The sequence below is a fragment of the Streptomyces sp. NPDC020597 genome (assembly GCF_044335095.1).
GTDB lineage: Bacteria > Actinomycetota > Actinomycetes > Streptomycetales > Streptomycetaceae > Streptomyces.
The window spans coordinates 55327-78615 of record NZ_JBIRUL010000030.1 but is presented as its reverse complement, the minus strand read 5'-3'; the positions used below and the strand labels follow the sequence as shown (position 1 = coordinate 78615).

The following is a 23289-nucleotide window of genomic DNA, read 5'->3' as shown; positions in this document are numbered from 1 at the left end:
CCACCGCCCGGCAACCGAATTCGCCGGGCCGCCGGACCGTCCGGCCGCCGGACCGTCCGACCGTCGGAGCGGTCGCTCCGGCCGCCGAGAGCCGTGCCGGGGGTCGTGCCGGGGGCGGTGCCGGGCAGGGTCCGCGGCAGGCGTCGTTTGGGAGAGGCCGTGCGGGCAACCCGAGTCAGGAACCGGCCCGTGGGGCCGACACACCGGAAGGCAAGGCATGTCCACAGGAGTGATCATCGCTCTGATCGTGGTCGTGGCGGCCGTAGTCGCCGTCGCGGCCGTCCTTGCCGTGCGGGCCCGCGGCTCGCACGGCGGACGCAGCCTGAAGCACCGCTTCGGGCCCGAGTACGACCGGGCGGTGGCCCGGCACGACGGAGACGTCAAGGCCGCGGAGCGGGAGCTCGACGCTCTCGTGGAGCGGCACGGCGGGCTGCGCGAGCGTCCGCTGGAGGCCGCCGAACGCGAGAGGTTCGAGGCTCGTTGGACGACCGCCCAGGAGCGGTTCGTCGACTCGCCCCGGGAAGCGGTCGCCGAGGCGGACCGGCTGATCGCGGAGGTCGCAGGCGCCCGGGGCTTCCCGGACGGCGGCCAGTACGAGGAGCAGCTCGCCGCGCTCTCCGTCCATCACGCGCACCGCGTCGACGGCTACCGCCGCGTCCACCGAGTCGCCCGTTTCTCCGCAGGCGACGACACCACGCGTCACCCGGGCTCGGCCGACGTCCCGGGGGCCGGCGGCGGGCACGCACCCGGCACCGAGGACATGCGGACCGCGATGGTCGAGGCGCGCGCCCTTTTCGACGACCTCGTCGGCCAGGGCCACCGTGACCCCGGCCACGACCGCGCGGCCCGGCCCGCGACCAGGGAGCGCTCCGGCTCCGGCCACCAGCTGCCGTGGGGCTTCCACCGCCACCAGACGAAGGAAGGCTGACCGCCATGCCGGACATGACGCCGAACAAGGGCACCGGCCCGGACGACCGCGGTCAGGCGGCCACAACCCCCGCTCCCGAACCCCGTGCCCCCCTCACGACAGCACCCGATACCACCACCGGCACCGCCGACCGGACCGGCGCCACTGGCCCGGCCGTGACCGGCGCCACGGGCCCGGCCGGGACCGGCGCCACGGGCCCGGCCGGGACCGGTCGCGCGCCCGGCGCGGCGGCGGGTACGGCGGGCGCGGCGGCCGTGGAACCCAAGCCGCTCCGCCCCGAGCCCGCTACGTCCGCGAACGGCGCGGACGGAACGGGCATCGCCTCCGGCTCGGCCGCCGGCGCCGCAGGCACGGCGGGATCGGAGGCCGACGTCATCGGCGGCAGTCGTACGGGCGTCAGCGGTACCGGCAGCAGTCGTACGGGAGACGGCGGCGGTGCGGCGGCCGGGACCCGGGACGGGGTCGCCGCGGACGGTCATCACGACGACCGCAGCGCGTCGTCCCTCCTCCCGGACGAGGAGTGCGACCGGATAGCCACCCGTATGCGACACGCCGTCGTCGGCTTCGTCGACGGCCCCCGGGACGCCGTGGCCGAGGCCGACGAGGTGCTGGAGGAGCTCGCCGGACGCCTCACCGAGGCAGTGGACCGCCGCCGCCGTACCCTGCGCGGCTCCTGGCAGCAGGAAGGCGGCGCAAAGGCGGGCGGCGGCAAGGACCGCGGTCCGGCGGTCGCAACGGCCGTGGACACCGAGCAACTGCGGCTGGCCCTGCGGGACTACCGCGAACTCACGGAGCGGCTGCTGCACCTCTGACCGGCCCCGCCGCTGCCGCTCAGTCCCGCGGCTCCCGCGGCACGTCCCCGGCCGCCGCCCGGCGCTCCCGCCACTCCTGTACGACCGCTTCGACGTCGTACGGTTTCATGCCCAGCGGGGGGCCGGGCGGCGGCTTGAACATCATGTCGCGCAGCTTGGCGTTGACGTCCGTGATGATCTTCCGGGCGAGGCGCTCCGACGGCGCGGCGTACGCCGCCGCGAGCGCGTCCTCCGCCTCCTTGCGCAGGGCGAGGGCCGGCGGCAGCACGGAAAGGCCCTCGCGGGCCAACTTCCTTTTGATCCACCACAGTTCGTCGTACGAGGTGTCGGTGACGGCCGGCAACGGCTTTCCCGCGCCCGGCAGTCGGTCGAACTCGCCGCGCCGCTCGGCGTCGCGGATCTGTTTGTCGACCCAGGACTCGAACGGGACACCCGGTGGCTTTCGCTCGGTCATGCGTCCATTGTGCCGGACGGGATGAGGCCGGGCGATTTATCATGCGGCGGCTGTACCCGCACACTTAGGACACAGGACGCCGACAGGCATGCCGAAGACATCTCAAGGGGAGCGCACGTGCTCGAACTGACCATGGCCACCGTCTCCGGGACGGAAGAGGGCGCCACGGCCGGCATGCTGATGGCCGACTCGCCGAGCGACCCGGGCGCCGTGCTGCGGGTGGGCCGGGACCGGTCCGTGTGCCGTCTCGCGACCCCCGACGACTGGCTGTTCGTCTCCCGTGTGCACCTGGAGTTCCTGTGCGGCCCCGACGGCTCCTGGCAGGTGACGTGGCTGCGCGGGTCGCAGGACGAGCCCTCCTCCGAGGTGCGGCTCCTCGTCGGTCAGCACGCCCAGCCGCTCGCCTACGGGGGGACCGTGCCCCTCGCCCGCGGCGGCTCCGGTGAGATCGTCGTCCTCGACCGCACCGGGCCGCGCAGCGTCAACGTGGGCTTCTATCACGAGGCCTGAGCCCTCCGCCGGGCCGCGCGGGGGCCTGCGCCGGGCCGCGCGGGACCCCGACGGTTCGCACAGGAGCCCGACGGGCCGCCGGGGCTACGCCAGGACGCGCGCCAGCGCGAAACCGTCGTAGCCCTTCGCCCCCACCGTCTGGATCGCCGTGCCGCTCAGCCGCGGATGTGAGCCGATCAGCTCGATCGCGCCGCGGCTGCCGCGCACGTCCTCGGCGTCGCTGTCCGCGTCGGCGACCCGGCCGCCGCGGACGACGTTGTCGACGACGATCAGACTGCCCACGCTCGTGAGCCTCAGCGCCCACTCCAGATAGCGGACGTTGTTGCCCTTGTCGGCGTCGATGAAGACCAGGTCGAACGGGGGCGGGTTCTCGTCCGCCAGCCGCGGCAGCGACTCCAGGGCCGCGCCGACCCGCACCTCGACCACCTTGTCGAGGCCCGCCCGTGCGATGTTGCGGACGGCGACCTCCGCGTGCCGGGGGTCGTACTCGAGGGAGATCAGCCGGCCGTCGGCGGGCAGCGCGCGGGCCAGCCAGATCGTGCTGTACCCGCCGAGCGTGCCGATCTCCAGGATCTGCCGGGCCCCCTGCACCTCGGCGAGGATCCGCAGCAGCTTGCCCTGGTTTCCCGTCACGCTGATGTGCGGCAGCCCGGCGGCGTCGCTGTCCCGCAGCGCGGCCGCCATCACCTCGTCGTCCGGGGCGAGACGGCCGGTGAAGTAGGCGTCGACGGCGTCCCAGACCTGCGACTCGCTCATGCGCTCAGCCTCTCGTGTGTCTGACATGTCGGGGCGGCATGCCAGTGACAAATGGTTAGTTGTGCTAACAAGCCGTGTCAACGACGCCCGCCGCGGAAGGCGTCCGTCCGCCCGCGCCGCACGGCTCCGGCCGGCCGAATTCACCCGCCCGGAGCAGACGCCGCGGCCGCGGCCGGCGGCCGCCCCCGCCGGGTGCACCTCCGCCCACCGCCGTGTGCACCGCCGCCCCCGCCGTGTGCACCGCCGCCCCCGCCGGGTGCACGGCCGCCCCCGCCGGGTGCACCTCCGCCCACCGCCGGGTGCAGCCGCGTCCGAGAAGCGTCCCGAGGGGCGTCCGAGGCCGCCGCCGTAAACATGGCACGCCTCTTGTCACCCCGGCACTCTCCGTGCCCCCACCGCACTTGGCCGCCACGAAGATACGACGTGGGAGCCCTTTCTCGGTCGCGCGGTGATCCGGATTCCGCCCCTCGCGGGGGCGAGCGGTCCGATGGACGCACTATCCTCTACCGGGCAAAAGGAGATAAAACGTCGGGCGAGCGAGAGGGGGCCGACGTCTCCGTGTGCGGGGGGATTGACGTGCGCCTCGGGAGAGGCGCCGGGCGATCCCGCGCAGTGCGCGTGGACGAACGGGCGGGAGGCCACAGAGCGTGGCGAATGCGGAACACGGCGGGCCGACGGCGGAACCCTTCGGACCCCCGGCAGACAGAACCGACCCGGCCGGGGCAGGTCTCCTCGCGGCCCGCCTGGGCCTCTGGCTCGTGGCGGCAGTCCTCGCCGTACGCCAGGCGGCCGTCGTCCTCGGCACCCCGCGCGGGGAACGGCTGACGGATCTGGAGGCCTGGGTCGGACCCGACGGCGTGCTGCACGTCAACGGCTCGCTCTACGGCTCCACGCGCTTCACCGGCACCCCCTTCGGCGGGCTCGTCCTCAAACCGCTCACCCGGACGGCCGAACAGGCCCTCGGCTGGGGCTGGACCTTCGGCACGCTGCTGTCGGTCGCCGCGCTCGGTGTGATCGCCGCCCGCCACCTGCCCCGGCCGCTGGGCGGACGGGCCTCGCTGCTCGCCGCACCGGTAGCGATCAGCCTGCTCATGCTGTCGCTGCCCGTGCGCAATGCGTTCTGGCTCGGCCAGACCAGCATCGTCCCGGTCCTGCTGGTCGTCCTCGGCTGCTTCGCCGCCCGGGACTGGCGGGCCACCGGAGTCCTCATCGGCGTGGCCGCCGCCCTCCAGCCCGCGGTCCTGCTCTTCGCCGTCCTGCTCTGGTGCACCGGCCGCCGCCGGGCCGCGGCCGCCTCCGGGGCGACCTTCGCCGGCGTCACCCTGCTCACCTGGGCGGCCATGCCGCACGACTCGTCCGTCTACTGGGTGCACCACATGGCGGGCGCCGGCCTCGGCGGCGCGGCGGACGCCCTCGCCAACCAGTCCCTGCACGGCGCCCTGCTGCGCCTCGGTCTGTCAGGGCCGCTGGAGATCGGCCTGTTCCTGTCGCTCGGCGCGGCCGTCGCCGTCCTCGGCGTGCGCCGGGCGGTCCGCTACGCACGTGACGGCCAGCTGCTGTTTGCGGTCGCCGTGACCGGCTGCGCGGCGATCGCCCTGTCGCCCACCGCCTGGCAGCACCAGCTGCTGTGGGTGCTGCCCACGGTCGTCGGCCGGGTCGGCAGGCGCGCGTGCGACCGCTGTGTCTGGCCGGTGACGGTCATCTTGGTCATGACGCTCCCCGGGAGCATGCTGCTGCCCCACACGGCGGTCCTGAACCCGCTGCGCGACAACGCGATGCTGCTGGCCGCCCTCGCCGCCGCCACGGTCGTCCCGTTCCTGCCGCGCACGGCACCTTCCTACCGGACGCCGGCACCGGCGCAGACCGCCCCGCCGGTGCCCGCGCGCTGGGCGCGCGTGCCGCTGCTGCCGTTCCTGCCCCGCGTCGCGACCCGCCCCAACCTGCTGCTGGAACTGCTGCTGATCCGTGTCACGTACGCGGCCTACCAGCAGGTCCGGCTGGCGGCGACCGGCGGCACCAACTCCGGTGGACGGGCACGCGCGGAGACGCACGGACAGCAGATCCTCGACCTCGAGCGCTTCCTGCGCCTCGACGTGGAGCGCGCCGTCAACCATTGGGTGGCAGGCGTCGGACGGCTGCGCGACTTCTTCGACTTCTACTACACGTCGTTCCACTTCGCCGTCCCGCTGACGGTCCTCGCGGTGCTGTACGTACGCCGCCCGGCCGACTACCGGTGGGCCCGCGCGTCCCTCGGCTTCGCCACCCTGCTGGCCCTGGTCGGCTTCTGGCTCTACCCGCTGGCCCCGCCCCGCCTGATGCCCGGCCTCGGCGTCATCGACACGGTGCACGGCGTCCAGGACTTCTCCAAGCCGGACTACGGCACCCTCACCGCGCTGACCAACCAATATGCGGCGATGCCGTCCCTGCACTTCGGCTGGTCCCTGTGGTGCGGGCTGGTCATCGCGATCGTCGCCCGCAGACGGTGGGTGAAGGCCCTGGGCCTGCTGCACCCGTTGCTCACCGTCTCGTCCATCGTGGCCACCGGCAACCACTGGGTCCTGGACGCGGCCGGCGGCGCGGCGGTGGTGCTGGCCGGCTTCGGCCTGTCCTACCTGCTGATGGGCCCCCGGGCACCTGCCGCGATCACGGCGGCGGCGACGGCGGCGGTCGCGACCACTGCGACCACGACGGTGGCGGCTACGACGGAGACGGCGGCGGCGAGGGAGAGGAGGGCGGCCGAGTCGACGCCCGCGCCGCGCAAGGACCCGGCGCCGAGATGATCACCCCGCCGTCCTCCGCTCCCCGACGGCCAGCCGCTCCTGGAGACGGGCGTGCCGGAACTGGTAGACGGGGCCCGCGACCCGCAGCAGATTGCGGCGGCGGGCGTCCTCCAGGAAGAGCATGAGCCGTACCGGGGTGCCCTCCTCGTAGTGGAGCTGGACGGCGGTGAGCGCGGTGGCGACGGCGAGGTTGCCGGCGAGGCCCGCGGAGGCACCGGTCCACACGAGGGCCGTCACCCCGAACATCACTCCCAGCAGGGGGTACTGCGCCCAGCCCACGATCGGGCCGATGTACAGCGCGAGGGCGGGACCGGTGAGCAGCCCCAGGAGCAGGCGCAGCCCGAGGTGGTGGCGCCACACGTCTCGCGGTCCCACCGACCGGGTGTCGAGCACCGAGGGCCGGGAGTGGTTCTCGCGCACCGGATCGTAGTGACGGCCCGTTCCCAGGGAGAGGAACGGCGCGCCGGAGACGATCTCGTACCCGCGGCCGGTGACCAGCACCTCGCTGAAGCCGAGCGGGAGTGTGACCAGATACCACAGCCACCACGGCGGAGCGTCGTCGAGCAGCGGTAGGAGGGGCACGACGAGACAGAGCAGGGTGCCCACGAACAGCCACTGCCCGAGGCCGGACCCGACCGTCCTCCTGGTGAAGATGTCGCGCCATCCCGCGCTCGACAGCGGTTGCGGGACGCTGAACGCCGCGAGACGGCGAGCGATCTCGTAGCCGCCCCCGATCGCCGCGAGCGGGCCGAGCACGGCGGCCGGAAGGGACGGGCTGAGGCTCCAGGCCATGAGCACACCGGGTGTCCCGCACACCACCGTCGAGACGATCCACACGGCGGCCATCCGGGGCCGGTGGCTCGTCCAGCCGGGAACGTGCCACCAGCGCAGATCGCGGGTGCCTTCCTCGGCGAGGCGGGCGGCGACGTACCGGAGCGTGCGTTCGGCCGTCCTGACGGAATAGCGAGGGCGGGGGTGCCCGGGGCGCCGGGTGTAGGCGGCGGCCACCGCGTGATCGAGGAGATGGTTCTCGATGGCGGAGGCGCTGGGAAAGCGGGCGGCGTCGAGGAGTTCGTCGACCGGGTCGTCGTCGCCGTAGACGTCGCGCAGCAGCGCGATGGCGAGCGGCCCGGAGAGCGCGGCGGCGAGCGGGTCGACGAGGGGGCCCGCGGAGACATGGCCGGGGCCGGTCTCCGACAGGAGCCGCCCGGTGAGCGCCCGCCAGGCGGGCGAGGGAGCGGCGGGCAGCCGGTCGAGCAGGTACCCGGCGGCGTCGGCCGGACGCACGGGCTGTATCTCCAGCGCGAGGGCGCCGCCCAGTCGCGACTTCTTCGCGGTGAGCACGGCCTCCTTGGCCCGTGACACCAGCACCAGACGGAAGGGCGCCGTCTCCAGTGCGCTGACCATGGCCCCGCGCAGTCTGCCGGTGACCTCGTCGAGACCGTCGAGGAGGAGGGAGACGCGTCCCTGTTCGAGCAGCCGTCGGGCGCGGGTGTGTCCGCCCCGTCCGTGGAAGAGCGTGTACTCGCGGCTGAGCCGGTCCGCGGCCCAGTCGGTGGCGGTCTCCTCGGCCGGGTCCCATCCGTCGAGGGACAGCAGAACGGGCACGGGGACGCGGGCGCGGTCGGCGGCCGAGGACTGCGCCGCCCGGTGCGCGAGGGCGTCGAGCAGCAGAAGCACCGCGGCGGCGGTCTTGCCGGCGGCCGGCGGCCCGAGGAGCAGCAGCCGTCCCGACGCCAGACCCCCGTAGACGGCGTGCAGTTCGGCGAGCCCGCCGCCGGCGCGGAGCCCGGCGCGGGTCGCCGGCGCGACGCCCGGCAGCGGACCGAAGCGGGCCCGGCCCGCCCCCTCCCCGGTGGCGCCCACGACCCGCCCCGCCGCCCTGCGCTCACTCACCCGCCACCGCACGGGCAGCGGCGCGGGCTCCGACAGCCGCCGCAGCGCGGCCTCTTCCTGCCACTGCGCGCCGACCACGCGAGCGAGTTCGTCGGCGGCGGTGTCGAGGACGTCCCCGGCGGTGAGGACGGCGTGATGATGGACGATCTGGACGTTGTGGTCGCCTGCCTGGAAGGCGGTGGGCCCGTGGAAGACGCTGCCGGAGACCTCGGCCTCACCGCCGCCGGGCTCGGTCATCTCCCCGGCCCGAAGTGGTTCTCCTGCCGGTTGTGATCGCCGGTCTGGACGGCGGTCGGACCGTGGAAGGCGTTCCCGGCGACGAGGCCACGCGAGGTGTCGCCCGTTGCGCCGAAGTCCGCCGCGAGCTGGGCGAGTTGCCCGAGGACGCGCGCACGCTCCTCCTCGTCGGGCGTTTCCAGCAGCGAGGCGAACTCGCCCTGCCACAACACGGCGTGCACAGTCCGCACCCGTTCCCGTTCACCCTCGTCGACGGAGTCCAGGACGGCGGCGGTCCGATCGAGCCGCTCGAGCGCCTCGCGTTCGGCGTCGCCGTCCCCCCGCCCGACGAGCCGGGCGCACCGGGCCCGGAACCACGCCCAGCTGTCCGATCCGGCCGCCTGCACCACGGCCATCCCCCCACCGGCCGCAGCCGCGGTCAACGCCTCGCTGAGCATTCCCGGTCCCTCCCCATGGTCCGTGTGAAACGGCATGCTACAGAGCCGAGTTGGAGCGGCGGGCGGTATCGGCGAGGGGTGGGACGGTCCGGGACCGGGAAGGGCACGAGACCGCTGCGCGCTCCCTGTACCCTCGCCCGGGTGAGTGCGGGGCGGGCAGGGGGAGTTCGAGGGGGCGACGGCATGAGCGACGGGGACACCGCCGACTCCGCCGCAGGCGTCCCCGGCCGCACCCCTGCTGCCGCTGCTGCCGTCGGTGCGCGCCTCGGCCGTCATCACCCCGTCCTGTGGTTGCTGCTCTCGGCACTGTCCGGCGCCGTGACGTTCTTCGTCTGGCTCTGCGGAATCTTCTCCGGCGGCCTGGACGTGGGAGAGACGTGCGCCCTGCGGGGACAGACCTACGACGACGCCTACCGCAGCGAACACTGGCGCGAGCCGAGCCGGTTCTTCCCCCTGCACGACAAGTGCAACGCGTCCTACGACCTGGTCCCGGTCTGGATCAACCCGGCGCTCGTCCTCTTCTCACTCGTCGCCGCGGGCAGCCTCCTCGCCGCCTGCTGGACGACGTTCGTCAGGGCCCGGCGGTTCTGGCGGGCGCGGCAGACCGCCCGCTGACGTCGCTCACCGGGCGGCGGTCACGTCCGAGGGCGCGCGGACGGGAGCGGACCGCCGGCCGACGAGACGTCGCAGCCGGCGTTCCGCGGGGTGCTCGACACAGTGGTAGGCCACGGCGGCCAGGGCCAGACTGGTGATCAGGACACCGGCCCAGAACACGAGCGTGTCACCGCCTGGATCGGGTCTGCCCCAGCGGAAGACGGCCAGCCGGAGCACGATCTCGTGCAGGAGATACCAGGCGAACGACCAGTGCCCGAGCCTGATCATCCAGACCCCGCCCAGACCCGTGCGCCGACCGTCCAGGTCGGCGCGCGCCGCGGCGCAGATCAGGACCGCGAAGACGGGCGCGGAGAGCAACTGGGAGGCGGAGTAGGGGCTGTACCAGAGGGCGTCCGGCACCGCCTTCGACCAGGGAACGAGGGCGAGGTGCCAGGCGACGACGAGTCCTGCGGCGACCGGCAGGGACACAGGAGGCCGCCAGCCGCGCTTGAGCGCCAGCCCGGCCACCACGCCCAGCACGAACTGCAGGAACCGGGTCAGCGGCAGGTAGTCGAGGGCCCAGCTACGGGTGGCGGGCGGCAGACCGGACAGAGCGGGCCACAGCACGAGCGCCGCGCAGGTGACGGCGACCGCGGTCCACACCCACACCCGGGCGCGCCGGCGGGCGAGGAGCGCCAGCAGAACCGGGAAGGCCAGATAGAAGAAGGCCTCGTCGCTGAGCGACCAGGCCGCCGGGTTGCCTCCCGCGTTGATGACCCGTTGCGGGAACCACGCGTGCACCAGCAGCAGGTTCGCGACGATGCCCTTGGCCGACACGGCACGGTCCATGTACATGTAGGCGGCCACGGACGCCGCGACGCCGACCGCGAGCAACGGCCAGATCCGGGCGAAACGCCGCCAGAAGAAGACCCGGGCGGGCACGTTCGCGCCGTCGTACGTCCAGGCGAGCACGACTCCCGACAGCACGAAGAAGAACGTGACACCACTGCGCCCGTACCAGACGGCGTCGCTGACCCCCGGCACCTTCCCCGTCTGCCGGGAGAGGTGATACAGCACGACGAGCAGAGCCGCCCAGAAACGCAGCCCCGTGAGCGAGGGCAGCCGATCGCGTCCGGCTCCCGGTATGGAGATCAACGGCAGTCCTTCGTCGACGGCGGCGGAATCACCTGCGCGGGACGGGATTCGGACGACACACGTCCGCCCCACGCACAAAGAGCAGAGGCTAACACCGGCCTCGTACAGGACCCTTGTCAGACAGGGCCAGTTCACTTTCGGCCAACGGGTCGCCGCCCGGCGTTGCCTGTGCTGGACCTTGTTCGGTTTTGTTGCACGCATTCAAGCCAAGTGGAGCTCCGGAGGCGATTGCGCAAGGTCATATGACCTTGACGCAAGGTGAGAGGGGAGTTTGAATTCGCTTAATTTTGAAGATCTTGTGACTCTGGGGGCGGGGTTCTGTGGGGTTCGTGCGGGGGAAATCAGGCATGCCCAGAAACCCAGGCCCGGAGCGGGGCAGGCGTGTGTCAGCCGCCACGGCCGTGCTGGTCGTGCTGTCGGGTGCGCTTGTACTGCCAGGCCAACTGGCCGCCGCCTCCGCCGGTGAAACCGACCCCACGCCGCTGACCGAGGCGCAGCAGGCGTTGGCCGAGGCCGAGAAGTCCGGGCAGCGTGTGGAGGTGACGGGTGAACGTACCGACCGCACCACGACCTTCGCCAACCCCGACGGTTTCACTCTGACGCTCGAGCAGTCGGTCGTCCCCGTGCGGGTGAGCAAACCGGGCGGCGGCTGGCAGAAGCCGGACGCGACATTGGGAAAGCGTGCGCAGAGACTGCTGAAACTCTTTACAACGGGACCGGGTGGGGCGGAAACACATGATCTTTGGCAGGGGCACGTCGAGAGTGTCGAGTGACGTGACACGACGCCCGGGGGGCCGGATGCTCGTGCAGTCTCTGGCCCTGGCGCTCGTGATGCAGTTGGGAGCAGCGCAGCTGGCCCAGGCCACGGAGGCCACCGGCCTGGGACGGCCGGACGTGCCCGAGTCTCGGGTGAGCAAGGTCCATGAGATGCACGGTCTCGGCGCCAAAGAGGCACGTGCGAAAGTCGCCGAGGACAGGAAGACCAACAAGGCCCAAGCCGACCGGGCTCGTAAGGAGCAGACAGCGGCCTGGCCGGGCGAGGGCGCGGCCACCCTCGGACTCACGGTCGGCAAAGCGTCCGGCGCCAAGCCTGCCGGTGTCCCTGTCACCATAGCGCCGCTCTCCGCCGGGAAAGCTGCCGCGGGCGGCAAGACGCGCCTGACGATGCTGGACCAGAACGCCGCCCGCGCGGCAGGCATCACCGGCGTGCTGCTGACCGCGGACGCGGACAGCGCCGGAGACGCAAAGGTCAGCGTTGACTACAGCGGCTTCGCCTCCGTCATCGGCGGTGGCTGGTCTCAGCGACTGCGTCTCGTGCAACTCCCGGCCTGCGCGGTGACGACGCCCGAGAAGCCGGAGTGCCGTAAGCAGCGTCCGCTGGTCTCAGACAACGACCTCGAGCGTCAGTCCGTGTCAGCCAACGTGAGCCTCGCCGAGGCCGGCGGCGGACCTGCCACACAGCTCATGAAGACGGGCAGTGCTGCTGCTCCCGCCGCCACCGTGCTGGCCGTGACGGCCGCCGCACCCGGTTCCGGAGCATCCCCGAAAGGCTCCGGAAACTACGCGGCGACTCCGTTGTCAGCGTCCTCGTCCTGGGAGTCCGGCGGCAGTTCGGGCTCCTTCACCTGGTCGTACGACTTCACGCTGCCGCCGGCGGCCGCAGGCCCGCAGCCGCCGCTGTCCCTCTCGTACGACTCGGGCAGCGTGGACGGCCGTACCGCCACCTCCAACAACCAGGGCACCTCGGTCGGCGAGGGCTTCGGCATCACCGAGTCCTACATCGAGCGCTCCTACGGGTCCTGCGACGACGACGGTCACGACGACGTCTTCGACTCCTGCTGGAAGTACGACAACGCGCGCATCGTGCTGAACGGCAAGTCCTCGAGGCTGGTCAAGGATGACCACGATGGGCTGTGGCGGCTGGAGAACGACGACGCCTCGAAGGTGACGCGCTCCACCGGCGCTGACAACGGCGACGACAACGGTGAGTACTGGACCGTCGTCACGGGCGACGGCACCAAATACGTGTTCGGCCAGAACAAGCTCGATGGTGCGGACGACGCTCAGCGCACCAACTCCGTCTCGACGGTGCCGGTCTTCGGCGACGACTCCGGTGAGCCCGGCTACTCCGGCGGCGACGCCTTCGCCGACCGTGCCCTCGACCAGGCCTGGCGGTGGAACCTCGACTACGTCGAGGACACCCGAGGCAACGCGGCCACCTACTGGTACGCGAAGGAAACCAACTACTACAAGAAGAACAAGTCCAAGACCGCCAACGCGGCCTACACGCGCGGCGGTTACCTGAGCCGCATCGAATACGGCCTGCGCAAGGGCGCTCTCTTCACCGACAAGCCCGATGCGAAGGTCACCTTCGGCTATGCCGAACGCTGCACCGCCTCGGACTGCTCCAGCCTGACCAAGGACACCTCGGAGAGCTGGCCCGACGTCCCCTTCGACGCGATCTGCTCCAAGGACGACGACGATTGCGACGCGGCTGGCCCGTCCTTCTTCTCGCGCAAGCGCCTGACCGGGATCGACACCTTCTCCTACAACGCAACCACGACCGCGTACGACGCCGTGGACTCCTGGGACCTGACGGAGGAGTACCTGGACGGCGGTGACATCGGTGACAGCTCCGACCAAGTGCTGACCTTGAAGTCCCTCAGACGCACCGCGAAGGCGGGCGACACGCCCATCACGCTCGCACCGGTGACGTTCACGTACCACATGCGCCCCAACCGGGTCGACGCAACGGACAACATCCTGCCCCTGACCCGCCCGCGCATCAACACCGTCACTTCCGAGACCGGTGCGATCACCACGGTGACCCTCTCCGGCGAGGAGTGCGTGCGCAGCCAGGTGCTGAACGCGGCACCCGACACCAACACGCGATCCTGCTATCCGCAGTTCTGGCACATCAACGGCGCCGAGAACGCCTCCATCGACTGGTTCCACAAGTACCGGGTGCTGGCCGTCACCGTCTCCGACCCGACCGCCGCCAACGAGACGGTCGAGCACGCGTACTCCTACAGCGGCGCCGCCTGGCACTACAACGACGATCCGATGACGAAGAAGGACGAGCGCACCTGGTCCGAATGGCGGGGATACGCCCAGGTCACGGCATGGACGGGCGCGACGGACGTAACGCGCTCCAAGACTGTCTCCCTCTACCTGCAGGGCATGCACGGCGACGAGAAGAGCGACGGCACCACCAAGTCCGTCTCCGTAGCACCGCTGCCGGCACCGGCCCTCGGAGCGGCCTCGGTCTCCGACAGGGCCGAGTACGCGGGGCAACTGCGTGAACAGGTCACCTACGACGGCTCCACGGCGATCGCGGCGACGGTCAACGACCCCTGGTCACAGGAGACGGCCCGGCAAACCACGCCCGGTGCCGGCGACCACGTCGCACGCTACGTCCGCACACAGAAGGTGCACAGCTACACCTACCTGACCACCTCCCAGACCTGGCGAGAGCGCCTCACCAGCACGTCATTCGACAGCTACGGCATGCCGGTGACGGTGGAGGACGCCGGGGACGTGGGCAAGGCATCGGACGAGACCTGCACGCGCAACTGGTACGCCCGCAACGCCGACCTCGGCATCACCAGTGCGGTGTCACGCACCCGTGCGGTCGCCCGTACCTGCGCGACGGCGGACAGTTCGTTGGTTCTGCCCGCGTCCATGGACCCGGCGAAGCCCAAGCGCGGCGATGTGATCGCCGACGTCAGCACCGTGTACGACACCGCCACCGTCACGGCCTGGTCGGCGTCCCAGAAGCCCACCAAGGGTCTGGCGACCTGGACCGGCCGCGCCACCGGCTACGCAGCCACCGCGGACGCCAACGGCGACCGTCTGCCGAGCGCATGGCAGAAGATCTCCGCCACGACATACGACACTCTGGGCCGGCCCCTGAGCGTCAGCGACGCGACCACGAACTCTCCCACTCTGCTCGCCTACATCCCCGTCGACGCAGGACCGCTTACCCGAACCACCACCACTGATCCCAAGACCTACAAGACGGTCAGTTTCCTCGACCCGCGCCGAGGCCAGCCACTGCGCGTCTACGACGTCAACAGCAAGAAGACCGAGGTCAGCTACGACGCGCTCGGCCGCACGACCCAGGTCTGGCTGCCGAACCGGGCGAGCGGGAGCCAGGCGCCGAACCAGAAGTTCGCCTACCACCTGGACAACACCAAGGCGTCGTGGGTCTCGTCCTCGTCCCTGAAGAACGACGGCGAAACGTACAACACCACCTACGCGCTGTACGACGCACTCCTGCGTCCCCTCCAGTCACAGTCACCGACTCCCAACGGCGGTCGGCTGCTGACCGACACCCGCTACGACACGCGTGGTCTGGCGTACGAGACGCACGCCGACATCTTCGACAACACCAGCACGCCCAACGGCACGTACACGAGGGCCGAGAACGGTGAGGCCCCCACGCAGGCAGAGACGGTGTTCGACGGCGCGGGCCGTGCCACCAGCACCAGCCTGTACATCTTCGGGGTCAAGAAGTGGACCACCGCCACCAGCTACACCGGTGATTCCGTCGCGACCACGGCGCTCGAGGGCGGCTCGGCGCACCGCACGATCACCGACGTGCGCGGCCAGACGATCGAAACACGTGAGTACGCGAGCACAAGCCCGGCCGACGCCTCCTTCGGCAGCACTGTCGGGGCTCCGTACACCCACACGAAGCTGACCTACGGCCCGGACGGACAACAGGAGACGATCACCGGACCGGACAACGCCACATGGTCATACGTCTACGACCTGTTCGGCCGCCCGGTGTCCGCGGTCGACCCCGACAAGGGATCCACCACCACCGAGTACGACGTCCTCGACCGCCCGGTGAAGTCCACGGATGCACGAGGCAAGTCGGTCCTGACCGCCTATGACGAACTGGGCCGCCCCACCGGTACCTGGGAGAACTCCAAGACGGACGCCACCCAGCTCACCGCCTTCGCCTATGACACTCCCCTCAAGGGTGAGCCCACCTCGTCCACCAGGTACGTGGGCGGGAAGTCCGGAGCGGCTTACACGCAGACCGTCACCGCGTACGACAATCTGAACCGCGCCACCGCCACCCAGCTGCAACTGCCCGCGAGCGACCCGTTCGTGAAGGCCGGAGCGCCGTCCACCCTGGTGCTCGAGACGTACTACAACATCAACGGCACGTTGAAGATGACGAAGGAGCCGGCTCTCGGAGGGTTGCCGTCCGAGTATGTCGATTACGACTACGATCCCCTGGGCCATGTGAAGTCGATCGGCGGCGCGACCGGCTATCTGCTGGACGTCGACTACTCGGCTCTCGCGCAGCCCATGCAACTGGAGTTGGGAACAGGCGGCACTGACAGCAAGAGCTTCTTCGTCGCCAACACCTTCGAGGAGGGCACCGGCCGCCTGACTCGCAGCCACGTCACGGACAAGACGCACGGCTACATGCTGCAGGACCTCAACTACACCTACGACCAGACCGGTAACGTCACGGCGATCAGCGATCCGACTCTTCTGGGCGGCGTGAGTTCCGCCGACACGCAGTGCTTCGCGTACGACGGCCACCAGCGCCTGACCGAGGCCTGGACCCCCGCTTCGCAGAAGTGCTCCGACGCCCGAAGCGCGTCCAGCCTGTCGGGCCCGGCCCCGTACTGGTCGTCCTACACGTACAACGAAGCGGGTCAGCGGACCAGCGAGACGGTCCACAAGAGCACAGGCGACACGAAGACGAACTACTGCTACGCCAACACCGCACAGCCGCACACCCTGACCGGCACCACGACCAAACCCACGTGCACAGCCCCGGAGCGGACCTACACATACGACAACTCCGGCAACACGTCGCTTCGCCCCGGTGCGAAGGGAACCCAGACCCTGGCTTGGTCGCCTGAGGGTCAACTGAGCAAGCTCACGGAGAACGGGGCGTCGACGGACTACGTGTACTCCGCCGACGGCTCCCTGCTGATCCGCAACACGCAGAACGGCGAGCGCGTTCTGTACGCCGGCGCCACGGAACTCCACCTCCGCGCCAACGGCGCCATGTGGGCGCAGCGTTACTACGCCGCGGGCGATGTCACGGCGGCCGTCCGCACCAACCAGTCGGGAACCAACAAGCTCAGCTACCTGACGGGCGACCGGCACAACACCTCGTCGCTCGCCCTCAACCCGGACGCCAACCAGACCTTCACCAAGCGCTACACGACGCCGTTCGGCAGCGACCGCGGCGCCCCGCTGTACGGCCCCTGGCCCGACGACAAGGGCTTCCTCGGCAAAACAAGGGACGCCACAACCGGCCTGACACACATCGGCGCCCGCGAATACGACCCGTCCATCGGCCAGTTCCTCAGCGTCGACCCCGTCCTCTCACTCGACCAACACCAGTCCCTCAACGGCTACGCCTACGCCAACAACAACCCTGTCACCTATTCCGACCCCGACGGCAGGAAGATCTTTCCGGACGACAACGGCGGCGGCTACATCGACAGCGGCGGCAAGGGAGGAACCCACACCGCGAAGAATCGCGACAACGCCCGCAAGCGCAATGGGGGAGGCCCTACCGAACTGCCGGCTACGAGCGGTACGGCGTCGGGGGGCCAGCGCCCTGTTGTCAACGGGGTTGTCATTCCGACAAGGGACGAGCTCTTTTACCAGTATGGGGGAGGTGCCCCCTCCTCCGCCTCCTACGCTCAGCTGTTGGCGCGCTGGGCGGACCGCAAGTGCGGCATTCGCGACGGTATTGAGGCGTTCTGCGATACGGCCGCTCGCGCGGGGCTGATCAGGGACCCGCACGGCAGTGCAAACGATCCGTGGGGTATCAAGGCGAACATTCACTGTCTCACCGGTCGCGGCGACTGCGGCGAGGCGCTTGTCTCCGATGTCATCACTGTGGCCGGACTGGCCTTCGGCTCCATCAGCAGAGCCCTCATGGCACGAGGTGCCTCGAGCGCGGTCGCAGTAGAGGCGGAGACGGCCGCCGCTAATCTCTTCAAGACTGCCTGTAGTTTCTCGCCTGACACGCCAGTCCTGCTCAAAGATGGCAAGAGCAAGGCGATCAGCAAGGTAAAGCCTGGGGACGACGTTGAGGCTGCCGACCCGAGCACCGGAAAGCACAAGGGCGCTAGGTCCGTCATTGCGCGCCTCGTCCACCATGACTACGACCTCGTTGACGTAACCATCCGCACGGCCGATGGTCGTAACTCGACGATCCACACCACCGCCAAGCACCCCTTCTGGAACGACACTCTTCACACCTGGACAGACGCGGCTCACCTGCAGCCGGGCCACCTGCTCAACACCGTCACTGACAGCCATGTCCAGGTTGTTGCGGTCAACGACCAAGTCGGCTCCGCAGACATGTACAACCTGACCGTCGACGACCTCCACACGTACTATGTACTTGCAGGCAATACGCCGGTTCTTGTGCATAACAGCAATGGCTGCCCGGAAGTATCCATGTACAAGGCGCCTGGTACTGGCATGACGGATAGGTTGCTGAAGGATGGCTTCCACGAGAGTGACTTCCCGGGATCTGGAAATGGGTATCCGGATGGGCGGGCGTACTTCGGGCTGGCGGACGAAGGGAAGACTATTGCGCTCGATTACGCCAGCCGTGGAGGCTATGACGGCGGTGTCGTCGAAATCAGAATCCCGAAAGCTGATTTTGAACAGCACTTCAGTCAGTATGTGGGCTCACATAATGGCGTTCCTGGCGTGGAGGTTGCCATTCCGAACACCGTGTTCGATCGACTCAACCAGTACCCGCGAAGTTTGGTAGGACAGTGACAAACGGACAGCTCAGCGAATATGAGCAACATCTCATCGGCGAGATGGTCGATGGTGAGATTGAGGCGGTATTTCGCTGGGGAATCATCGTGGACCTGGGACTATCTCGCGTTGGGCTCATCGACGCCCTGTACATTGACGCTGGGGATAATTACCAGGTTGGCGATCGAGTCAGCGGCTATCTGGACTGTTTTGACGAGCAGAAGGACAAATTCATCTTGAGGCCACCTAGTCAAATCCCACTCGCTGAGCGGCTGAGGCGGGCAAAGGGTCAATAGTTGAAATTCGTCAACCAAGTCCGCGCAGTCTCCTGAGAAGGATGCATGGCGACTTCCTGGGGGAGTCCAGAGGTCCCACCGGATTTTGTTTCCGGTGGGGCCTCTGGGGCGTCTGACGGCAGTAGTTGACGGCAACGTCAGCGGACGGGTGCTGCGCAAAGCGGGGAGCGTCACCGTCATCGGGCTCGGCAGTGCTGTTGGCGGCGTGGCGGAGGGCGGTGCTGAGGATGTCGATGGCGTCGCGCTGCAGCCGGAGTCGGACGTGGGCGTAGACGGTGGCGGTGACGCCGATGTGCGCGTGGCCGAGGAGTTCCTTGATGACGACGAGTTCGACGCCCTGCTCCAGGAGGAGGGTGGCCGCCGAGTGTCGAAGATCACGGAACCGGATGCGGCGGAGCCTGGCACGGCGGAGCAGGGTGTTGAAGTGCCGGGTGAGGGTGGCTCCCTCGATTGGGGCTCCGTCGGGTCGGGTGAAGACGTAGCCGCTGTCCTTCCAGCCCGCGCCCGACGCGTCGCGTTCCTGACGCTGGCGGTTGCGGTGCTGTTCGAGGGAGTGCCGGCACGGCGTCGGCAGGGCGATGCGGCGTTCAGAGCTCTGGGTCTTGGTCGGGAGGGCGGTCAGGCCAGCGGTGTTGGTGCGCTGGAGGGTGCGTCGAATGCTGGCGGTGCCGCCGGTGAAGTCGAGGTCTTCCCAGCGCAGGCCGAGGAGTTCGCCCTTGCGGAGTCCGGTGTGCAGGGCGAGTTCGAACAGCGGCTGCAATCGGTGACCGCTGGCGGCGGCCAGGAACGCGCGTGCTTCCTCGGCGGTGAGGGGTTCGAAGCGTCGGGGCCGGGGTGTGCCGGTGCGGACGGTGCGGGCGACGTTGCGCGGGATCTCCTCCTCGCGGACCGCGTGTTCCAGGGCGGACTTGAGTACGGAGTGTACGTAGGTCAGGGTCAGCGGCGAGAGCTGCCTGGAACAGCAGTTTCCGGCGGCGCAGCAGCGGGGTTGGTCGCGGGCGATGTCTAGGCCGCGGGTGCAGCACTGGCAGGTGGTGCGGAGCTGGTTGAGCCAGGTGCGGACGTCCTTGGCGGTGAGCTTGGCGAGTCTTTTCCGTCCGAGGCCGGGGATGAGGTAGAGCCGGGCGACGGCGGTGTAGCGGGTGTGGGTGTTTTCGCGGAGGTGGTGGACGGCGACGTTCTCCAGCCAGTACGTCAGGTACGCGGCCACGCTGCCCTGCGCGGAGGGCACGGGAAGGCCGCGGTTGCTGGCGGCAATCTTCTCGGTGAGTTTGGCGAGGGCTTCTTTGCGGGTGGTGCCGTAGACACGGACGCGGCGACGGGTGTTGCCGGGGGCGAGGACGTATCCGGCGGCTTCCCAGCGGTGGTCCTTTCGTTGGTAGACGGTTCCGTCGCCGTTGGCGCGGGTGCGGCGGGAGGCGGGGTTGTCGCGGGGCGTGGTCATCAGGCAGCGGCTTCCTGGTCGAGGCGGGTACGGATGAAGTCGGTGAGGGCGTGAGTGGGGATGCGCCGGGCGCGACCGAGAGTGATCGAGGCGAGCTGGCGGGTGCGGAGGAGGTCGTAGACGGCGGAGCGGTCGAGCTGGAGGCGGGCCATGACCTGAGGGACGGTGAGGAGTTCCGTGCTGGCGGTCACGCGACGGCCCCTGCCCGGACAGCGCTGGTCAGCGGATCAGTGGGGTGACCGACCGGGTGACCGGCGGAGTGACCGGCGCGGTCACCAGAGTGTTCCGAGAGCCGGGTTCGGGTCGGTTGTTCGGGTCGGGTCTGTCGCGTCGCGGTCAGGAGGTCGGCGAGGTGTTCGAGTTCGGGTAGGAGGCTGGTTCCGGCGTACTGCCAGTGGGAGATGACCAGCGTGGTGTCCGAGTCCACGCGCTGACCGGCGATGTTGGGGTGACCGGGGGCCAGGTCAGTGGGGTGTTCGGCGTGGTCACCGACCGGACTGCCGTCCGTTTGACCGGCCTGCATCTGAGCCGACGCAGGGGCTGGGGGCTGGGTGTCGGGTCGACCAAGGCGCCACGCGGTGCGTTCGGCTCGGAGGCGGGCGAGGGTGGTGGAGTAGTGGCGGGTGCGGGTGGAGAAGTGGCCTCGGAAGCCGAGCATGTGGGCCCATTGGCGCAGGTGTAGGTGGGCGTGCCGTCGTTTGGTGGCGAGGTGCCAGGCGGTGTGGATCATGCGGCGGGTGTGGTCGGTGATGTCGTGGGTGGCGAGTTCGTCGAGGAGGCGGAGTCGGCGGTCGAGGGTGGTCTCGGCTCCCTTGGTGGCGTACTTGGCGATGTAGGCGGCGACGTGTCGGTCGGTGACGGGGCCGTCTCCGGTGAAGTCGGTGCCGCGGATTGCCCGGACGTCGATCTGCCGCCCGAACTGGAACACCAACCGCTCTGCTCGATCTGGGGTTTGGGGCGGGTACGCGGGGATGTGCCCGGCGGGCTGCGGTTGCTTCGGCGGTTCGCTCTCGTGGTGGACGCGGGTGCGTGTGGCGGCGGCGCGGACGGCGTGGTCGAGGAGCCCGGTGGTGGCCCAGTCGGGTGGTGTGCTGGCGGGTCCGGTGGGTCCGTCGAGGCGGATGACGGCGTGGAAGTGGACCTGGCCTCGTTTTGGTACTCGGCGACCTTGGCGTACGAGAGGGTGGCGTGGTCCCGCAGGGTTCGTTGCGTGAGCCCGGCGGCCTTGGCGATCTCGCGCCGCAGGTGGGTGGTGAAGCGTGCCCACAGGGCTGGGGAGTGCGCGTTCCACAGCACCGCGCCCGCGTAGTCGTAGCGGTCGGGGTCGAGCGGGGTGCCGAGGAGCGGGTCGTCGTCCGAGTGGACCTGGCCGCAGTGGCAGCGGCCGGTGTCGGGCTGGTTGTGGACGGGCCCGAAGCCGGGGGCGGTGAGCGTGGCGAACACGCGCGGGTGCGCGGCCACGCTTGCCGGGACGGTCTTGCCGCCGCGAAGGCCTGCGGCGATGAGTTGGTAGGTGTCGTAGCGGTAGACGGTGGAGCAGGCGGGGCAGCGGGTGGCACGACGGTTGCCGCAGCGGACCAGCAGTTCGCCTGCCGGGAGCCGGCCGGAGTCGAAGTGGTCGAGGACCTCACCGGTCGCGGTGTCCAGGCGGGTGCGGTGCCCGGTGAGGCGGATCGGGCGCGCGCATCCGCCGAGTCCGGCTATCTGCCGTGCGAGGGGTGGGAGTTAGCCGGTGGCGGCGACCTTGGCCAGCTTGGCGGTGAGCCTGGCGCGACGCTCCAGCGCCCGCCCTGGAGCGGCAGAGGCGGTGACGTCCGTCGGGCAGGTCGGTGCCGTGAACGGCGACGACGGACGCGAGGCGGCTGGAACGGTCGTGGAGTACGGGAGTTGGAGCTGTGCGGACATGCGAGAAGAGGCCTTTCGACGAGTGCGCGGAAGCGGTACGGCGCGGGGCACGTGGGCAGGCCGAAGTGATCGGCTCACAGGGGAACGGGGCGCCTCGGAGTTGGGCGCGGGGGCCGGACCAGAGGATGGTCGGCGGGGCGCGGTGGTGATCACCGACGGGTGCGTGACGTTAACATCGCCTCACTGGCGCATTCAAGTACATCCTTCCTCATTCCTTTCTGCTGGGTGGTGGGACGCGGGTAGTGTGGGGCCGGTTTTCCGGTTTGGACGGGCCGGATTTTGCTGGTAGAGGGCGTGGAAAGCGGGGTGACCGGCGTGGTGGTGGGGCGGCGCGGGCGCAGGCCGGCGGGTGGCGGCGTACCGCTGACGTTCGAGGTCATCGCCGAGACCGTGCGCGGGCGGATCCGCTCCGGTGGGCTGCGGCCGGGTGACGCGCTGCCGACGCAGGCCCTGCTGATGCGGGAGTTCGGTGCGTCGAGCCTGACCGTGCAGAAGGCCATGGCCCTGCTGAAGCAGGACGGGTGGGCGATCTCCCGTCCCGGCAAGGGCGCCTTCGTCGCCCACCGCGACCACCCCGACGGCGCCGATGGCCCCGACGGTCCGGAGGCAACCGCACCCGCCGGCGGGACGACGGCCCGCGTCGAGGCGCTGGAACGAGCGCTGGCCGAGGCTGCTCAGCAGATCGCCGACCTTCGCGGCCGCGTCGAGGCCTTGGAGTCGGACGTCAGCGACCGGGGTCACTGACCCGCCGTGGCGCGTGGCCCGCGTGGCCCGGGGCGTGCGTTCAGATTTTCTCTTCGAGGTTCAAGGCGGGCCCCGCCCGCGTTGGCTGGCCGCCGTCGCCGACAAACCCGCCGTTCAATCGGGAGGCCGACTACGCCGCGGGTGGCGAGCCGCCCCGGCAGCCGGGGGCGATCCGGGGCTGCCGGAGCGGCAATTTGCCTGGTCGCCCGGGCTGACCGTAACAGGGCTCCCGGCAGAGCAAGTTGTCGCCCACGACCGTCCTACGGCCGGATCGCAGGCACATGGCCGACCAGGGGGCCGACCCTCACGCCCGCCGCCGGACTCGCCGAGCGCGGTGGCCGGCGTTGCCTCTGGCGGGGGCGAAGCTCCCGGCCGCCCGTCGGGGGCCGACTCCTCCCGCCCCGGCCCCACGCCGCCAGACTGGGCGACGCACCAGCCCGGCCGTACGCTGCCTCTCCTGCTGGGGCCCGATCCTGCCGAAAGAAGCCTGCACTGCCTTGGCAGGTTGTCGCTGGCTTGCGGGCGGCGCCGTGGCGTCAGGACGAAGGGGGGAGTACGGGGGTGTGCGACGCTGGAGTGG

General features: G+C 70.3%; 17 protein-coding genes and 1 pseudogene. 9 read left to right on the top strand and 9 right to left on the bottom strand.

The features are described 5' to 3' along the window. Nucleotides 1-217: 217 nt before the first annotated feature. A complete protein-coding gene (locus ACH4ZA_RS33810) occupies nucleotides 218-928 on the top strand; it encodes a hypothetical protein (protein WP_319279045.1) in 711 nt (236 codons plus the stop codon). Between the two features lie 5 nt (nucleotides 929-933). Beyond that, nucleotides 934-1740 carry a hypothetical protein gene (locus tag ACH4ZA_RS33805; protein ID WP_398433053.1) on the top strand — a complete coding sequence of 269 codons (807 nt, stop codon included), beginning with the start codon at nucleotides 934-936 and terminating at the stop codon, nucleotides 1738-1740. Between the two features lie 19 nt (nucleotides 1741-1759). On the opposite strand, the gene ACH4ZA_RS33800 is transcribed toward ACH4ZA_RS33805, so the two are convergent. Continuing rightward, nucleotides 1760-2194 (bottom strand): DUF1992 domain-containing protein, encoded by a 435-nt coding sequence (locus tag ACH4ZA_RS33800; protein WP_319279042.1) that lies wholly within the window; start codon nucleotides 2192-2194, stop codon nucleotides 1760-1762. 117 nt (nucleotides 2195-2311) lie between these two features. Here ACH4ZA_RS33800 and ACH4ZA_RS33795 point away from each other — a divergent pair, with 117 nt between their 5' ends. Further along, a complete protein-coding gene (locus tag ACH4ZA_RS33795) occupies nucleotides 2312-2704 on the top strand; it encodes a hypothetical protein (protein ID WP_319279041.1) in 393 nt (130 codons plus the stop codon). An 84-nt stretch (nucleotides 2705-2788) separates the two neighbouring features. On the opposite strand, the gene ACH4ZA_RS33790 is transcribed toward ACH4ZA_RS33795, so the two are convergent. Beyond that, nucleotides 2789-3460, bottom strand: coding sequence for an O-methyltransferase (locus tag ACH4ZA_RS33790; RefSeq protein WP_319279040.1), 672 nt, complete (start codon nucleotides 3458-3460; stop codon nucleotides 2789-2791). A gap of 647 nt (nucleotides 3461-4107) precedes the next feature. Between ACH4ZA_RS33790 and ACH4ZA_RS33785 the strand changes: the two genes are divergently transcribed. Beyond that, complete coding sequence (locus ACH4ZA_RS33785) at nucleotides 4108-6240, top strand: bifunctional glycosyltransferase 87/phosphatase PAP2 family protein (protein WP_398433052.1); 2133 nt, start codon at nucleotides 4108-4110, stop codon at nucleotides 6238-6240. On the opposite strand, the gene ACH4ZA_RS33780 is transcribed toward ACH4ZA_RS33785, so the two are convergent. Continuing rightward, the gene (locus tag ACH4ZA_RS33780; RefSeq protein WP_398433051.1) at nucleotides 6241-8373 is read right to left on the bottom strand and encodes a hypothetical protein; all 2133 of its coding nucleotides are present in this window, start codon (nucleotides 8371-8373) and stop codon (nucleotides 6241-6243) included. Continuing rightward, entirely contained in the window at nucleotides 8370-8810 is a 441-nt protein-coding gene (locus tag ACH4ZA_RS33775) for a hypothetical protein (RefSeq protein ID WP_319279469.1), read from the bottom strand. Before ACH4ZA_RS33775 ends, ACH4ZA_RS33780 begins: the two co-directional genes overlap by 4 nt. A 183-nt stretch (nucleotides 8811-8993) precedes the next feature. Here ACH4ZA_RS33775 and ACH4ZA_RS33770 point away from each other — a divergent pair, with 183 nt between their 5' ends. Continuing rightward, nucleotides 8994-9425, top strand: coding sequence for a hypothetical protein (locus ACH4ZA_RS33770; RefSeq protein WP_398433050.1), 432 nt, complete (start codon nucleotides 8994-8996; stop codon nucleotides 9423-9425). Nucleotides 9426-9431: 6 nt separating this feature from the next. On the opposite strand, the gene ACH4ZA_RS33765 is transcribed toward ACH4ZA_RS33770, so the two are convergent. After that, nucleotides 9432-10559: an acyltransferase gene (locus ACH4ZA_RS33765; protein ID WP_319279472.1), complete on the bottom strand. Its 1128-nt coding sequence runs from the start codon at nucleotides 10557-10559 to the stop codon at nucleotides 9432-9434. A 401-nt stretch (nucleotides 10560-10960) separates the two neighbouring features. On the opposite strand from ACH4ZA_RS33765, the gene ACH4ZA_RS33760 reads away from it, so the two are divergent. From ACH4ZA_RS33760 to ACH4ZA_RS33750, 3 genes are read left to right on the top strand one after another with little or no spacing between them, the layout of a single operon-like run. After that, nucleotides 10961-11332 carry a hypothetical protein gene (locus ACH4ZA_RS33760; protein WP_398433049.1) on the top strand — a complete coding sequence of 124 codons (372 nt, stop codon included), beginning with the start codon at nucleotides 10961-10963 and terminating at the stop codon, nucleotides 11330-11332. A gap of 25 nt (nucleotides 11333-11357) precedes the next feature. Next, a complete protein-coding gene (locus tag ACH4ZA_RS33755; protein WP_398433048.1) occupies nucleotides 11358-18338 on the top strand; it encodes an RHS repeat-associated core domain-containing protein in 6981 nt (2326 codons plus the stop codon). Further along, on the top strand, nucleotides 18335-18616 hold the full coding sequence (locus ACH4ZA_RS33750; RefSeq protein ID WP_319279474.1) for a hypothetical protein: 282 nt from the start codon (nucleotides 18335-18337) through the stop codon (nucleotides 18614-18616). Before ACH4ZA_RS33755 ends, ACH4ZA_RS33750 begins: the two co-directional genes overlap by 4 nt. Before the next feature lie 10 nt (nucleotides 18617-18626). Here ACH4ZA_RS33750 and ACH4ZA_RS33745 read toward each other — a convergent pair whose 3' ends face one another. The 4 genes and pseudogenes from ACH4ZA_RS33745 to ACH4ZA_RS33730 form a co-directional block, all read right to left on the bottom strand. Further along, entirely contained in the window at nucleotides 18627-20060 is a 1434-nt protein-coding gene (locus tag ACH4ZA_RS33745; RefSeq protein ID WP_319279476.1) for a site-specific integrase, read from the bottom strand. Further along, a complete protein-coding gene (locus tag ACH4ZA_RS33740) occupies nucleotides 20060-20251 on the bottom strand; it encodes a helix-turn-helix domain-containing protein (protein ID WP_319279477.1) in 192 nt (63 codons plus the stop codon). The genes ACH4ZA_RS33745 and ACH4ZA_RS33740 overlap by 1 nt, the downstream gene beginning before the upstream one ends. Continuing rightward, nucleotides 20248-21734, bottom strand: a pseudogene (locus ACH4ZA_RS33735) (replication initiator). Before ACH4ZA_RS33735 ends, ACH4ZA_RS33740 begins: the two are co-directional and overlap by 4 nt. Before the next feature lie 51 nt (nucleotides 21735-21785). Beyond that, on the bottom strand, nucleotides 21786-21965 hold the full coding sequence (locus ACH4ZA_RS33730; protein ID WP_319279478.1) for a hypothetical protein: 180 nt from the start codon (nucleotides 21963-21965) through the stop codon (nucleotides 21786-21788). Between the two features lie 294 nt (nucleotides 21966-22259). On the opposite strand from ACH4ZA_RS33730, the gene ACH4ZA_RS33725 reads away from it, so the two are divergent. Further along, nucleotides 22260-22709, top strand: a complete 450-nt coding sequence (locus ACH4ZA_RS33725; protein ID WP_319279479.1) for a winged helix-turn-helix domain-containing protein — start codon at nucleotides 22260-22262, stop codon at nucleotides 22707-22709. Nucleotides 22710-23289 lie beyond the last annotated feature (580 nt).